This window comes from Parabacteroides sp. AF17-3 (assembly GCF_003635445.1).
In the GTDB taxonomy this organism is placed as follows: Bacteria; Bacteroidota; Bacteroidia; order Bacteroidales; family Tannerellaceae; genus Parabacteroides; species Parabacteroides goldsteinii.
In genome coordinates, this window is record NZ_QTMM01000001.1 from 209,929 (window position 1) to 223,272 (window position 13,344).

General features: G+C 42.1%; 10 protein-coding genes. 2 read left to right on the forward strand and 8 right to left on the reverse strand.

Translation table 11 applies throughout. The features are described from left to right. Positions 1–9: 9 nt before the first annotated feature. The 4 genes from DWW91_RS00635 to DWW91_RS00650 all read right to left on the reverse strand — a co-directional run bounded on the left by DWW91_RS00635 (position 10) and on the right by DWW91_RS00650 (position 6,790). Entirely contained in the window at positions 10–3,462 is a 3,453-nt protein-coding gene (locus DWW91_RS00635) for a TonB-dependent receptor (protein ID WP_199722531.1), read from the reverse strand. Positions 3,463–3,610: 148 nt separating this feature from the next. Beyond that, positions 3,611–4,561 carry a FecR domain-containing protein gene (locus DWW91_RS00640; protein WP_010801204.1) on the reverse strand — a complete coding sequence of 317 codons (951 nt, stop codon included), beginning with the start codon at positions 4,559–4,561 and terminating at the stop codon, positions 3,611–3,613. Between the two features lie 85 nt (positions 4,562–4,646). After that, complete coding sequence (locus DWW91_RS00645; RefSeq protein ID WP_010801205.1) at positions 4,647–5,207, reverse strand: RNA polymerase sigma-70 factor; 561 nt, start codon at positions 5,205–5,207, stop codon at positions 4,647–4,649. A 623-nt stretch (positions 5,208–5,830) separates the two neighbouring features. Continuing rightward, the gene (locus tag DWW91_RS00650; RefSeq protein WP_122326645.1) at positions 5,831–6,790 is read right to left on the reverse strand and encodes a fimbrillin family protein; all 960 of its coding nucleotides are present in this window, start codon (positions 6,788–6,790) and stop codon (positions 5,831–5,833) included. A 205-nt stretch (positions 6,791–6,995) separates the two neighbouring features. Here DWW91_RS00650 and DWW91_RS00655 point away from each other — a divergent pair, with 205 nt between their 5' ends. Both DWW91_RS00655 and DWW91_RS00660 read left to right on the forward strand, forming a co-directional pair. Further along, complete coding sequence (locus tag DWW91_RS00655; RefSeq protein WP_010801207.1) at positions 6,996–8,120, forward strand: helix-turn-helix domain-containing protein; 1,125 nt, start codon at positions 6,996–6,998, stop codon at positions 8,118–8,120. 190 nt (positions 8,121–8,310) lie between these two features. Next, the gene (locus DWW91_RS00660) at positions 8,311–9,450 is read left to right on the forward strand and encodes an acyltransferase (RefSeq protein WP_044245301.1); all 1,140 of its coding nucleotides are present in this window, start codon (positions 8,311–8,313) and stop codon (positions 9,448–9,450) included. Positions 9,451–9,734: 284 nt separating this feature from the next. On the opposite strand, the gene DWW91_RS00665 is transcribed toward DWW91_RS00660, so the two are convergent. From DWW91_RS00665 to DWW91_RS00680, 4 genes are all read right to left on the reverse strand, one after another. Continuing rightward, positions 9,735–10,394 (reverse strand): ATP-binding cassette domain-containing protein, encoded by a 660-nt coding sequence (locus tag DWW91_RS00665; protein WP_122326646.1) that lies wholly within the window; start codon positions 10,392–10,394, stop codon positions 9,735–9,737. After that, on the reverse strand, positions 10,373–10,732 hold the full coding sequence (locus DWW91_RS00670; protein ID WP_122326647.1) for a hypothetical protein: 360 nt from the start codon (positions 10,730–10,732) through the stop codon (positions 10,373–10,375). Before DWW91_RS00670 ends, DWW91_RS00665 begins: the two co-directional genes overlap by 22 nt. 158 nt (positions 10,733–10,890) lie before the next feature. Beyond that, entirely contained in the window at positions 10,891–11,799 is a 909-nt protein-coding gene (locus DWW91_RS00675; protein ID WP_199722532.1) for an alkaline phosphatase, read from the reverse strand. Positions 11,800–11,812: 13 nt separating this feature from the next. Then, positions 11,813–13,336, reverse strand: coding sequence for a SusD/RagB family nutrient-binding outer membrane lipoprotein (locus DWW91_RS00680; RefSeq protein ID WP_122326648.1), 1,524 nt, complete (start codon positions 13,334–13,336; stop codon positions 11,813–11,815). Positions 13,337–13,344 lie beyond the last annotated feature (8 nt).

The window sequence follows — 13,344 nt, forward strand, 5'->3', positions numbered from 1 at the left end:
ATTTTATTATTAGAAGGTAATATTTACTCCAAGTGTATAATTCTTCATCTGAGGATATGCCGAACCATCCATACCGGCATCTGTTGCGTTGTCGGTACGTAACTCAGGGTCCATGTATTTGATGGCAGAGATTGTAAACAGGTTCTGTGCACTGGCAAACAGTCTCAATCCCTGGATCATAGCTACATTCTTCAGGAGATACTTTTTGAAGTCATATCCTATTTCAATGTTTTTCAGGCGCAGGTAAGAACCGTCTCGTTGCCAGAAAGATGAAGTATAGTTGTTATTGGGATTGCCGCCATAATACAGGCGTGGAAACTCTGCATCTCTATTCTCCGGTGTCCAGGTATTGTTTATATGATGTTCGAACAACGTACTACCTTTACCTTCTGAATAGGGATGTGCCAGAAATCCGGTGTAACCATAAGTTGTAAGCCCTGCTCCCTGAAAGAATAACTGGATATCAAAACCTTTGTATTCACCATTCAGATTTAGACCGAATACCAATTCGGGGAATTTGCTTCTTCCGATAGCCACCTTATCTTCTGCATCAATAATACCATCACCGTTCTGGTCTTTGTATTTGATATCTCCTGCTTTTGCTTTACCGAATTGTGGTTGCGGAGAGTTATCTGCTTCTTCGTCGGACTGGAATAATCCTAAAGCCTCATAACCGAATTGCTGGTTCATCGGACGTCCTGTTATTCTTGTGTTAGGGTTATTTTTCTGTCCGGCGGGTTCCAGCAGGTCTATAACCTTATTTCTGGCCCATGTCAGGTTTCCTGTTACCGAGTAATTGAATTCGCCTACCGTATTTCGGTGAGAAAGATTCATGTCAATCCCGCGGTTATCAACCGTACCTACATTGGCTGCCGGTAGTTTGTAGCCTAAGATTCCCGGCATATCAGTACGTTCACGTAAGATGTCGCGGGTAATTTTATAGAAATAGTCGGCTTCCAATGTCAGCTTACTGTTGAAGAAGGAAGCATCCACACCCACATTGAACATTTCTGAAGTTTCCCAGGTAATGTTGGGGTTCGGGAATCTGTTTTCCGTATATCCTATGGCAATTTCGGGCGACTGACCGCCGAACACAGCATTATCTCCGGTTCCATAAGCAGACATATATCTGAATCGCCCGATATTGTCTGTGCCGGCTTTACCCCACGATGTTCTTATCTTCAGGTTGTTGACAATGTGTTCTACCGGTTCCATAAAAGGTTCCGATGATATTCTCCAGGCTGCAGATACGGATGGGAAGAAACCATATCGTTTGGCTTTAGGAAATTTCTCTGAACCGTCTATACGTCCGTTTGCTTCGAGCATATACTTTTCTTTATAGTTATAGGTCAGACGGAACACGGATCCAACTTTTGCATCTTCCTTGGCCTTGCCGCTGTTGTCTTTATCTTTGTCGGGTCCCGCAAATAGTTGATGGATAGATGATATTTGATATTTATACCGGGCAGCCCAGAAGTCATCTCCCTGTCCCTGTGATGTCGTGAATACGAATAAGGCACCTAACTGGTGATCTTTTGCAATCGTTTTGTTATAACTGGCTTGTGCCTCAAAGGTATAAGGCTGGTTTTGTTCAAATGATTCTTTCAGGTCGGCTCCTTCTTTGTTAGGCGAGCTACCGTCGTATTCACCCAGTATCTTGTTCCAGATATAGAAATTGACGGGGCTTGTCCATGTTTTTGTTTTGTCGAAGTCCTTGTCGTAGGCGAAGATACCTTTTACATTTAATCCTTCTACACCGGGTATTTTTAAGTCAAGAACAAAGCGTGTGTTCAGGATGCTTTTCCTGTCATGGCTATAACCGCCGTCTGTAACCAATCCGATCGGGTTGTATCCTAACGACACCTTTCCCAGTTTGCCGTCAGGGAACCGCCCCGGGTCTGTCTGTGGATTACGATACATATTAGAGAAGATAAAAGAGGTACTTTCTGCAATTGTATTTCTATCTTCCTGTCTGTATGCCATGTCTGCCGATAAGGTAAGCCATTTGTCAATGATATTGGCGTCTATATTGGCACGGATATTATAACGTTTGAAATCAGTAGAAGGTGTATTAGTACGTGTATCTCCATATAGGGCGTCCTGATTTACAAAACCGAATCCTACGAAATATTTTACGCTCGAATTTCCACCGCTGGCTGTCAGGCTGTGTTGTTGTTGCCATGCTCTGGGCAGCAGGACTTCTTTGGTCCAGTTGGTGTTCGGGTATCCGTAAGGATCTGAGCCGTCTCTGAACTTTTGCAATTCGTCTTCCGTATATACACCATACATACCCGGATCATTGCCCATGCTCATTTCTTTGTTGCGCCATGCATCATTCATAAGGCGTGCATGATCGTAAGAACTGGCTATTTTCGGCATGCGCGTCGGGACTCCAAAGCCACCTTTGAAGCTATAATTGACAGATGTTTTTCCGGTATTCCCGCGTTTGGTGGTAATCAGGATAACCCCGTTGGCTCCGCGTGCACCGTAAGGAGCAACAGCAGATGCATCTTTCAGGACCGTCATACTTTCTATCTCGCTGGGGTCGAGCTGACTCATGCTACGTCCGACTATTCCGTCCACAACGATCAGCGGATCTGACGACGTAGGAGAACTTGAACCGCGGATAATGATTTTAGGATTCTCATAACCCGCTTCACCACTACTTTGTTGTACCAGCAAACCACTGACACGTCCGCCCAGCGAAGATGATAAGTTGGTAGAAGGCAATGACTCCAGGCTCTTCACCTTTACAGTAGAAGCGGATGCTGTTACCGTCTGCTTTTTCTGGACACCGTATCCTACTACTACGACCTCTTCGATCTTTTGCGTATCCTCAAGCAGTTTGATCGAAAAAGAACTCTTATTTCCTACAGCTATTTCTTGGGTAAGATAACCGATATATGATATCTGCAATAAAGAGTTTTCAGGTATGCTTAAAGAGAAGTTACCATCTACATCGGTAATTGTTCCGATAGTGGTTCCTTTTACAGATACGTTTGCTCCGATAATTGCTTCACCGTTCTCGTCGGTAATTATGCCGTTAACTGTTTTTTCTTTTTGCTGTGAAGCCTGAATCTCTGCTTTTGATTCTTTCTTCATCAGCATAATGTTGCTGCCCTCCATTGCATAGACGATATCGGTATTACCGAACGTCTTGTTTAGGATCTCTGCTACCGTTTTGTTGTCTGCATTGATCGTTACTGTTTGATTCAGGTCAACTTCATTTTTATTATATACAAACAGATACTCTGTCTGTTTCTCTATTTCCCGGATAAGATCTTTTGTAGAGATACTATTGGCAACAATGGAAACTCTCGCAGTCTGTGAGGAGGCTTCCGTTGCAAATAGTCCGGAAACAAATACAAAGAGGCACATAAAGGCTAGTTTCATAATACGAAATATGTGTTTAAATTGTGGTTTAAGCGGGACAAAAGAGCCCCTGTACAAAATATTTTTCATACTTTTGTAAACTGTGTTAGTTAATACTTAGATATTTAAGGAAAGAAGTCGGGTATTGACTTACTCTTGGCCGGAAAGTGTTGGAGCACTTTCCGGTTTTTGTTTGTTCATGTCTTTTATCTCATAGGCTAACTGTTTTTGTGATTAATTATTTAATGATTATCAGATTCAAGTCATTGTCTTTCGTATAGGTAAACTTATTCTTTAATTGAAGAACTTTCAATACATGCTCTACACCGTCTTTGGTACGGAATTTTCCAGAGTAACGGTTCCTGAGCAATTCCTTGTTTTGTACATCAATCTTTACATCATAGTATAATTCAAGTTTTTCTATCATTTTACCTACAGGTTCATCATAGAAGCATATTAGTCCTTCTTTCCATAAGAAATAAGTGTCGTGTTCTATTATTCCTTTTTTCAGCTTACCGTTTTCTATATAAGTACGGGTGTTGGGCTCCAACCTGACGGTGGTGTGGGTGTCTGACGACGAAACTTCGACAGAGCCTTTTAGCAAAGAAGTTTCAAAGTTAGAAGAAGCGGAATATGCTGTGACATTGAATTCTGTTCCTAATACCCTGATATCATATTTCTCGGTTTTTACGGTAAAAGGCTTTTCTGCATCTTTAGCAACATCGAAATAACCTTCTCCGTCCAATATGACGTTGCGGCTGTCGGCTGTAAATCTGTCGGGGAAACTAAAAGTAGTCTTTGCATTTAGCCAGACCTTTGTTCCGTCTGTCAGTGTCAGCTCGGCCCGTTGTCCAGGCGGAACAAAAATTGTTTGCATATTAGCCGGGTCTGTTGTTTCCTCATTTATAATAAATGAGTACACGACGGTAAAAGCGATGAAGAAAATGGCAGCTATTTTAGATAATTCAATGGCTATAGTCCGTAATGTCCATTGCTTCTTGTCTGTCACTTTGTTTTCCTGAATAGTGGAATTCGCTTCCTGCTGCCAGATAGATATATCATATAGTTTACGCAGGGCAAGAAACTCTTTCATGTTTTTCTTGTCGGTATCCAACCAGCGGGCAACCTCTTCTTTTTCTTCCGGAGTTGCATCACCTGCGATATATTTATTTAATAATTCCTGGTTCATTCCTTTACTTTTGTGGGGATGTGTTTCATGCCCCGTTATTATTAAAACGATTCATTGAGTGATAACCCTAGTGGAGTATGAGAAATTATTGGAAAAAAAAGTAGAAATAGAAGAGCGGCAGGTAATCCTTCAGATTTTCACGCAGAGGCTTTAAAGCCTTTGTGATATGATACTCAACGCCTTTAACTGTAAGTTGGAGTTCTTCGGCTATTTCTTTATTTGTTTTGTTTTCGAAGCGGCTCATTTCAAAGACACGCCGGGTCTGTTCTGGCAGAAGAGCTAAAGTTGCTGTGACAATCTGCTGCACTTCGGTAGAGAATATGTCTTCGGGATTACATGCTTCCAACGTAGAGATGCGGATATCCAGTTCCCTTTGTCTCATATCCGTCAAGGTGCGAAGTGCTTCTGTTTTGACAGCTTCATGTTTCAGGTGGTCGAGCGATTTGTTTTTTAATGTCGTCAATAGCAAGGCTTCAATATGTTCTATCTCCTTTTCCTTCAATATTTCCCATAATTTAATCAGGACGTCCGATACAATATCTTCGGCGATACATTCGTCATGTACATAGGATTTAGTGAACAGAAAGGATTTTCTGTAGAATTTAGTATATAAAGTGTTGAAGTTATGTATTTCAGTCCCGATCATTTATTTCCGTTGTATTCACAATAGTCATTGGAAAACAAAAGTAGGGAAAATATGGAAAATATAATTCTATTTGATGAAATAATACGTATTGAATTTTTGAGGAAAAGAAAATAGTAGCATAATGAAACCGGCCCCGGCAAGGTTTATAGTCAAATAAAAGAGTGTTGTCGGCGATAAGTTGAGAGGGAATATGTGTCCTGTTGAGTGCAGGACGCGGTATTCGGGGCCGGCTTCATTACTACTATTTTAGTATTAATTAAATGTATACGTAACTCTCACGAGTTAGTTCGTTCAATCTTTTTCAGAAAGGATCGGCCGCTGCCGTATCCCGGATGGTTGTTTCGGTGTAGTGGCCGGTGGCAAGAAGCATGGAACAACTTGCCACGGCGTTTACACTTATAGAATCCTGTCGGAAGGTTGTTTTTTAGGCCTCTTAACCGGATGTCGGGGTTGTGAGGGAGACTGCTTTCCTTCCTTGGCGGTAACTGTATTTCTTCTTGCAATGCCGGACTGTCTGCTCTATCAGACGAATCGTCCGTACATCCGGGCACCAGTGCATCGGCATCGCAACAAAATACAGTTACCCAGTGATTCTAAACCATAACCAAAACATAAAATAAAACTTACATAATGCTGCTTGTAGCATCTTCACCGTTACCCTGTATCCAGTCGGTAACGGATACCTCTTTCAATGTAAGAGCCTCTCCGCTGAGAGTTAATTTGTAGAGGTATTTATGTCCTTTTTCCCACATCGTCTGTGCAGGTATCTTGTACTTATATGAATTCCCGTTGATTATGAAAAGAGCTTCGATGTCTCCTTCCGCTATGGGGGCCGTTGTCGGAATCACCCTGATCTGTTGGGTTTTGCAATATTCCTTACCTAATGTAACCGGTTCCGGCAAATTCAGACGGGTCGAGGTGCTGCAACCGGCTATTTTAGTGATTCGTCCGTTTCTGATGTCCATCATACCTTTGCATATCAGGGCGCTTCCTCCGGCTTTATTTCCTATCTGTATGGCACTTAGCTGATAGCTTTCATTTTCTCCTTCCGACAGATTCACCTGGAAAGAAATGAGCGACAGCGCATGTTCCATATTCAGCAAGACCACCGGGGAGATGCTGTTTACTATTTTTTGGCCGAGAGCGTGTGTGCCATACATATAGTCGCGGGTTTGAGTGGCATCGGGCGACAGCTTCACAGGAATGCTTGCTGTTCCGAGCTTCATCTGCGGCTGATATGGATAATAGGCATACACGGTGGCCGGGTCAAAATTAAGTGTGACTTCCGGCGTTTGCCGCCAGGAGATTTTATTACTAATTAAATTTGCTTCTGCTTTTACATTTATATAATCACTATCCTCGTCATAAAGTCCGCCATCGCTTTCGCGTGTAATCAGCAGTCCTATTTCCGAACCTTCTTTGAATTCCTGTACGAAATTCGCCGATTTAGTAGTTAAAATACGTGTAATAATTTTTAATGGCTTTTCTTTCGCGCTAATACTCTCAATGGCTGAGAAATTGCTCTCGTGCGAACAACCAGCCAAACCCGAAATCAGTGTAATTAATAGTAATAAATTTCTCATACTTTTATGCTATTTTTGTATCAAATTTCATATTGCAAATATCCGGCAGTTTGGGGAAAGAGAGGGATCATACGGTATAAAACCACGATGAAATGGTATAAAAACGCATGGTGCAAATAATCCAGAGGCGTCAAATTGTCTAAATAGAGTGCAAATCAACTAATTGAGGGACCAAATTGTTTATACTAAAACGAGGGGAAAGAATATGCTGGACAAAATACAGTTTTTATTGAGTATGCAAATAATAGGCCTGTGCGTATTAGGAGGCATTATGATGCTATTGAGGTCATTTGGTAACCGAGCACGACTTATTTTGGCATGGAGTATGATTATGTGGGCTTTGATGGCTGTAATCAGAATTTCCGTTAATTCTTATGTGGATGAAGCAAAGGAAGCGTTCCATCCCGACGTTCTTATTGCAAGCTGTTTTGTGACAGCCTGCCTTGCTAGTTATGTGATTGAAAAGCTACGTCCCGGTTTCCTTACTTTAAGGCGTTTTTCGGTTTTTCTTTCGCCTGTTATAGTAGGTGGTTTATCGTATCTTACTTATCGGTTATCGGGTGGGGAGATTCATGTTTTTTATTCGATAAAAGATGTTTTTACGCATTTTAATCTGGATGTATTTCTGCGGCTATTGGTCTTGGCGCTTACTCTTTTTTATATGATTGTGCCGATATATCTGGTTATAAAATATGCCGATGAATATACAGCTTATTTAAGTGAAAATGTGTCGGACCCTGAAAACTATGACCTGGAGTGGTTGAGGCGGACAATGATCGTGTTGTCTATCCTGTATTTCCTTTATGTTATTTTGTTGCTGACCGACCGGACGATTCTTTATGTCGTTATTAAGTCTGTTATGCTGGTAGTATGGTTTTATTTCTTCTATAAGGCTTTATTCCTTAAAAATATCCGGCTTGAGCATTCCTTTAAGAACGGGTGGGATCTTCCTTCGAATGATGAGGAAGAGGATGATGATGACGAGGAACAGCGGGGTGCCCTTTTCAAACGTTATGCAGAAGAGGTGAATACTTGGTTCGAGCGGGAGAAACCTTATCTGAATGATGACCTCCGGTTAACTGATCTTCAACGGGTGTTCCCTATCAGTCGTTCCTATCTTTCGCAATTGTTTAATAAGGAATTGGGAATGTCGTTCTCCGATTATGTAAACCAGTTCCGGGTGGAGGAGAGTAAGCGCCTGATGGATGCCGAGCCGCTTGCCAGTATCCAGGAGATTGCCGAACGTTCCGGTTTTCATTCCATGAGTACATTCCGCCGTGCCTTTATTAAGCAGACAGGGATTGTTCCTTCCGAGTACAAGAGGGGATAGGTTGTATTATCGGTTTTACTATATAACGGTCTGAGAGAAGTATCATATATTATGATATTATAGTCGCATATATTATGAAAATGTTGTATCATAATATATGATATTTTGTTATCGTAATATATGAAATAAATATGTTGTAATGTACGGAACTATTTTCTACTTTTACGTCCTATTAAAAAATACGCTTACCATGAATAACACAACTACTACTGCCCGTCCGCATATCGTCTGGCTGGACGCACTTCGCTTCGTTGCTATCCTGATGGTGATTGCCTGCCATTGTACGGACCCTTTTAATGCCTCTCCGGAGTCGCGTGCCAATCCTGATTTTAATTTCTGGGGATCGGCTTATGGATCAATGCTGAGGGCTTGTGTGCCTCTGTTTGTGATGATGACAGGTTTCTTGTTGCTTCCGGTGAAGCAGGAGGCTTCGGTCTTTTATAAGAAACGTATTCCGCGTGTCTTTTTTCCTTTCCTGATCTGGTCAGTGCTGTTTAATCTGGCTCCATGGTTTATCCAATGGGTAGGAGGGAGTCCGGAACTGGTGACAGACTTTTTTCCTTACGCACCCAATCCTTCAGCTTCTTTGGCCGACGGGTTGAAAGATGTAGCTATGATACCGCTCAATTTTACCGTTTACGCAACGCCGATGTGGTATATTTATGCTTTAATCGGATTGTATCTTTATATGCCTGTCTTTTCTGCCTGGGTGGAAAAAGCATCCGAAAAGGGTAAACGCTGGTTCTTATATATTTGGGGAGCTTCGTTGTTTATTCCTTATCTGATGGAGTTTGTTTCTCATTATCTTTTCGGAACTTGTTCATGGAATGCTTATGGCCTGTTCTATTATTTTGCCGGTTTTAACGGGTATTTATTGCTCGGGCATTATTTAGGGAAAGGAAATGACTGGTCGGTCGGCAAAACACTGGCTGTTGTTGTTCCTTTGTTCCTGATAGGCTATCTGGCCACTTTCATTGGGTTCAGATATATGACATCGGACCCGAATGTGAGTGAGGAAGGTATGGAACTGTTCTTTACTTATTGTTCTCCGAATGCGATGCTGATGACGGCGGCCATATTCCTTCTGATGCAGAAGGTTCGTATTACTTCTCCTTTGATTTGCCGGGCGTTGGCTAATCTGACGAAACTGGGGTTCGGCGTTTATTGCGTACATTATTTCTTTGTAGGGCCTTCTTATTTACTGACGCTTTGGTTGGGTATTCCTATTCCGGCAATCGTTCCGGTATCGGCTGTCTTTACGCTGGCAGCGACCTGGCTGTTTGTCTATTTATTGAGCAAACTGCCTTACTCCAAATACATTATCGGGTAAGGCGCTTCAACGGCCCGGCCAGCCTTTTGTGCAAATGATGTTAAAAGCCGGTCCGGGAAGTATATCGTATCTATATAACCACTACTTTTGTGTTATAAAACATATTTATAGAATATGTTTAGACAAAGAGATCGTTTTAAATAATTAGTATTGCGCTATGAAAAAGTTAGCAAGAAAGTGTCTCAGCTACCTGGAAGTTTTGGGTAGATATGCGATGCAAAAGTATGGAATAGAATAAAATGAAGTTTTTCAGTGTTGGGGATATCCGGAAGGGTGTCCCTTTTTTATGGCTGATAATAGCCGTAAGGTATTAACTCTTCTCTGTTTTTTATCTCTTTCAGGTAACAATCGTCGAGCAGAGTGATTCGGTTCGCTATTTTGTGTACTTCCCTGAAATTGTGGTCTGTCAGAATGATTCCGTGGTTTTGGGCGCTTTCGGTCATCAGTTTGCGTATCTGTTCGGCAACAACGGGCGAGACACCGCTGAAAGGTTCGTCCAGCAGGATATAAGGGGCCGGACTGAAAAGGGTGGTTTTGATTTCCAGGTAACGTTGTTCTCCGGTTGATATTTCACAGATACGGGAGGTCCGGATGCGAAATAGTATTGGGTCTGCGAAAAAGCGTTTCCTGTCTTCCGGAGCGATACAAAGTTCTGCTATCCGTGATACTTTCAGATGTGAGGGAAAGGAGGGATGCTGTGGCAGATAGGCAAGCAGTCCGGAGCGGAAAGCCAGCCCTTTTATGACTTTTCCGTCGATGCGGATAAACTTCCGGTCGGCTTTCAAGGTGCCGAAGATGATATTCAGCAAGGTTGATTTGCCTGTCCCGTTTCGTCCGAAAAGGGCAATAATATCTCCCCGGCAACATTTCAGGTAGACGTCTGCCAGTATGGTCCGTTCGCCGAACGATTTAAGTATGCTGTCTATTTCAAGGCCTGTGTACATAGCTCGATGATTTGATTCAGTAGATTACAGCAGATGAACATGACGATAAACGTAACGATCCAGAGTTGATATTTGCCGATTCCCTGATTATAATAGAAAAAATATTCTTCTTTGCGTGTCAGTTCCTTGTAGATATAGTCGAATCCCAGTCCGACCGTAGGGATGAGGCGAAACCAGAGTTTGACGGAATCCATAATGTTTCCGTTATATAGGATAATGAAAGTAATGGCGCCCATAGATGCAAAGAGAAAGCTGACCAGGACACTGAATTTTAATGTACTGAGGAAGAATGTCCGGTAAAACCGGTATTGTGTTTTCCATCTTTGCAGGCTATCCATAATCGATCGGTTTTAAGAGGATAACTGATTTTCCGCTAAGATATTCAAATCCGGGGGAATTGAGGTGGGATTCTTTTTAATAAAGTATAAAAAGGAATGAATAATAAAGGGGAGGGATATGAATGGAGCCGGCATTCACCGGCCCCATATAACTTTATTTATTTCTCAAAAGCCGATAATACAGGTCGTCCGATCCATACTTGTGGCTGTTCCAGTTTAAAGATATGAGCTATGGTCGATGCAACATCGAACTGCATCATACTCTCGGTTATTTCATGGCCCTTTTTGATATTTTTTCCAGAGATAATGAAGGCTGTCTCCATTTCTTCCATGGTTTTGCCTCCATGACCTTTATTGATGCCACCGTGATCGGCAGTGACAATAAAAATAGTCTCATCAAGCATCCCGGCTTCTTTTACAGCATTGACTATCTGGCCTACATACTTATCCAGTTCTTTCAACATTGCATAATATTCAGGAGTGTCATGACCTGCTGCATGTCCGACATGGTCAGGGTTGTCGATGATTACGGCCAGCAGGTTAGGATGTGCTTTTTTTATATAATCAGCAGCATATTGTGCAGCAGCTGCTGGGTTACTCTCTGCTTCGGAAACATGTTTATCATAATTGAGTGCGAAAGTATCTACCAAACAACGGATAGTTTCCCATTCGTATATGCAACCTATCTCAACTTTGGGATCGGATTCATGCAATAAACTGAATACGGTAGGGAATATTCCGTTTTTATTTACTTCCCGTGAAGGAAGTTCAGGCGTCTTTGAATACCATTCGGTATATCCGTGAAGTTCCGGACCGGCTCCCATGAACATGGAAGCCCAGTTTACTGCGCTTGAAGACGGCAGTACTGACCGTTTCTTCAAAGTGTATGAACCATCGTCCATAAGTTTCTTTATGTTAGGCATTTCTGCTTTTGAGACACTATAGGCTCCCCAGCCGTCCAAACCGATTAAAATCACGTGTTTGGCTCTTGGGGATGCTGCTGATATATTGTAGGTGTTCATGGCAAAGAAAATGCCAAGTAGAATGAATAAGATATTCTTTTTCATAACTGTTGATTATTTATTTTTGTAAGATCCACATTAATTTGTTGTTATCATCCAGTCCGCCATATTGGCGGGCAACGGCTTCTTCCACGCTTTCCCTGTTGAAGTCATATTCCCAGGTGGAATACATCCATCGTACAGGAATCTTGTCTTTCACTGTGTTCCGGTTAGTTTCCGGGTTAATGGGAAGTTCCGGATATCCGGTGCGTCTGTATTCATAATATGCATCAAAAGGATGCTGCATGTAGTAAGCCAGGTATTTTTGTCCGATAATCTGTTTTAGTTTATGATCGAAACTGCCGGAAAGGATGATACGGTCGCTGTTCAGATAGTCAGTGATATAGGCTTCTGTAATTTTCATTCCGTGGTGATATTTGTTATCGTCCGGTGTGTTATCTGCAACAAACTTCATAGCGGCCTTAATGCCGTTGTTGTAATATGTATTGGCATCTCCGCTTATCCATCCCCGCAATACACCTTCGGCGAGAATAAAACATTGTTCGGCATAACCCAGGCGTATATAAGGTTCACCGGAAACGACCTCTGTATATCTCAGGTTCATCGTACAGCATTTTCCGTCGGCATTCATAGATTGAAGGTCGGAAAAGTCACCTGCCGGATCCAATCCTGCATAAGCATTCATATCGTTCGCCTGTAATCCCTGACTGATAAGCGCTTTTGCCGGTTCGGCAAAGTAAAACAGACGGTAATCATTATAGGCTTTAAGTGTATCGACCATTACACTTGAAATGGTCGAATACATATAATGTTTTGACACGGATGTGTTGAAAGGATAGGTCTGGCCTGCCTTATTGGAGAAGACCAACTGGAAATTGTCTTCGTTTGACTTCATCAGTTTTCCTTCAGTAACGATTCGTGCAAACCGTTCTTTTATTTTTAGCACGGGGTGGTCTTCTTTCATGGAAAGATATAATAATACTTTCAGTCGGAAAGCATCTACCGTTTTTTGCCATTTCGAGATATTGCCTTGCAAGATCGGATCGCCTTCAAAATCGTGGGCTTCACTGAAGAAACGAGCTGACTCGTCGAGGTCGTTCATGATGGCAATCATAACGTCTTCCTGAGGATCGTATTTGGGTTTGACATTTCCTTCTTCACCTTGTAATGCTTCACTGTAAGGAATATCTCCCAGCTGCATGGAAGTATAGAACAGTTTATATGTTTTAATGAAAAGGCCTAAACCCTGGTAAGCGGCTTTGTCTTCTTCCGGGGCCAGTTCTACCATTTTTACGGCATTCATCAGAGTTTTGTATCCTCCGAGACCAGCTCTCCCCAGAACATTGTAATTGTAATCATGTAACGATTCTAACCATACCATTTGTTTAGCCAGACAATTGTCGCTTATAAAACCGGATGCAGTACCTCCTGTAGCTGTTAAATCAAGCAGGAGAGGGGTTGCCAGTAAAGACGATGATACTGTGGTTGCCGCATTCGGATTCGTGTTTATGTCATCATATGCAGAACATCCGTATCCGGCAATAAAGAGGGCTGACAAAAATATATATTTAAGTGCTTTCATATATTTGT

Bases quoted from the DNA above. Each gene is read 5' to 3' on its own strand.
- DWW91_RS00635 (WP_199722531.1), bottom strand. From the start codon at position 3,462: ATGAAAAATATTTTGTACAGGGGCTCTTTTGTCCCGCTTAAACCACAA.
- DWW91_RS00640 (WP_010801204.1), bottom strand. From the start codon at position 4,561: ATGAACCAGGAATTATTAAATAAATATATCGCAGGTGATGCAACTCCG.
- DWW91_RS00645 (WP_010801205.1), bottom strand. From the start codon at position 5,207: ATGATCGGGACTGAAATACATAACTTCAACACTTTATATACTAAATTC.
- DWW91_RS00650 (WP_122326645.1), bottom strand. From the start codon at position 6,790: ATGAGAAATTTATTACTATTAATTACACTGATTTCGGGTTTGGCTGGT.
- DWW91_RS00655 (WP_010801207.1), top strand. From the start codon at position 6,996: ATGCTGGACAAAATACAGTTTTTATTGAGTATGCAAATAATAGGCCTG.
- DWW91_RS00660 (WP_044245301.1), top strand. From the start codon at position 8,311: ATGAATAACACAACTACTACTGCCCGTCCGCATATCGTCTGGCTGGAC.
- DWW91_RS00665 (WP_122326646.1), bottom strand. From the start codon at position 10,394: ATGTACACAGGCCTTGAAATAGACAGCATACTTAAATCGTTCGGCGAA.
- DWW91_RS00670 (WP_122326647.1), bottom strand. From the start codon at position 10,732: ATGGATAGCCTGCAAAGATGGAAAACACAATACCGGTTTTACCGGACA.
- DWW91_RS00675 (WP_199722532.1), bottom strand. From the start codon at position 11,799: ATGAAAAAGAATATCTTATTCATTCTACTTGGCATTTTCTTTGCCATG.
- DWW91_RS00680 (WP_122326648.1), bottom strand. From the start codon at position 13,336: ATGAAAGCACTTAAATATATATTTTTGTCAGCCCTCTTTATTGCCGGA.